The sequence below is a fragment of the Pseudomonadota bacterium genome (assembly GCA_010028905.1).
In the GTDB taxonomy this organism is placed as follows: Bacteria; Vulcanimicrobiota; Xenobia; order RGZZ01; family RGZZ01; genus RGZZ01.
In genome coordinates this window covers 1-1,350 of the sequence record RGZZ01000820.1, presented here as the reverse complement: position 1 = coordinate 1,350, position 1,350 = coordinate 1, and the positions used below count along the sequence as shown (strand labels likewise).

1 protein-coding gene is annotated in these 1,350 nt (G+C 67.0%); it reads right to left on the bottom strand.

Annotation, left to right across the window (positions count from 1 at the left end):
* A partial coding sequence (locus EB084_25610; protein ID NDD31640.1) for a hypothetical protein occupies positions 1-1,350 on the bottom strand: 1,350 nt, incomplete at both ends.

Sequence of the window (1,350 nt, the reverse complement as noted above, 5' to 3'; positions counted from 1 at the left end):
GCACCTGGAGCGGGTTGCCCCATCTTGTCTTGCTCAAGCGAGAGGGCTTTACCACCATCGCCCCCGATCCGGGTCGGATCATCGAGGCGCACGTAGGTTCGGTTCTCTGAATCGGTTGTGTCATCCTGACGGTGTGGGTAGAAGATGGTGAGCGGATTGGGAATCTTGTAGCGGGTGAGGGCGAGCACCGATTCATCGACCACCACGACCGCCACCTGGCTGTTCGCGACGGGGCTTCCGGTCGCGTCGCGCACGTCGACCTCGACGTCGGTCTTGCCGCCGGGATCGAGCCGCGGATGCTTCGGGTCGGCTTTCACCGAGAGCGTACGCGAAACCGGTGGCACAGAGAGGTCGAGCCTGCCGCTGGCGAACGCAGCCCGCTTCGGCAGGCGCTCGTCTGGTTTGCCAGCGTCGTCGGTGCGCACGGCCTCTCCGACCACATCGACCTGCACGAAGACGTTCGGGATCATCGATTCGGTGATGGGCAGATCAAATGTGCCGCTGCCATTCTCGAGATTGATGACGCGGGTCTCGACGATGTCGCCGCGGCGCACCGTGAGCAGCGCCTTGCCGGCCGGGAAGGGCGCCGACACAAGGACGTGTGCGGTGTCGCCGACGGCGTGCTCCTTCCGGTCGGGCACAAGGGTCACCTTCTCGCGTGTCACCTCGCGCGCGGGGATCTGCTTGCCGCCGGGCACCCAGAAGGTGATCTCGCTGCGGTTGCGGCGCCCCTTGTCGTCTTCGATCTCGGCCACGAGGCGGTACTCTCCGCCCTCTGGAGGCACGAGCTCGTCGACCACCGGCGTGTCGCCGGACCTGTGGTCGTGGGCGTCGACCGCGATCTCCTCGACCGTGCCGCTCTCCCACGCATATTCCAATCGGGTCAGGCGAAGGTGCACGGCGCGGCTGGCAACTGCCTTGCCATCGAGATCGGTGACCACGACACGAACCGGCATCCGCTCACCCTGCTGCACGAAGAATCGGTCCGGCTTGAGGCCCACGTAGAGGCTCGCCGGATGCACCAGCATGGTTGTGCGGGCGGTCCAGGCCTGTCGGTTCACGTCCTGCACAGTGGCCTGGGCGGACAGCGCGGTGGGCTGCGATGACGACACCGAGAGGAAGCGCAGATGGGTTCGATGCTTGCCATTGACGTCGGTGCGCCCGGCCAGGGTGCGCACATTGCCCCGGCGGCCGGTCCCGTCTGGTTCGCCCCCCATGGCCTCGTCGTACGACCGCTCTGGCACGCGTGGCGCGATGCCGCCCGCGGGTGAGGGCGGTTCCATGTCGTCGGCGCCGCCTATCCACCAGGGCGTCCACGTTCCAAAGGTGTATTCGCTCCAGCCCGGCGGC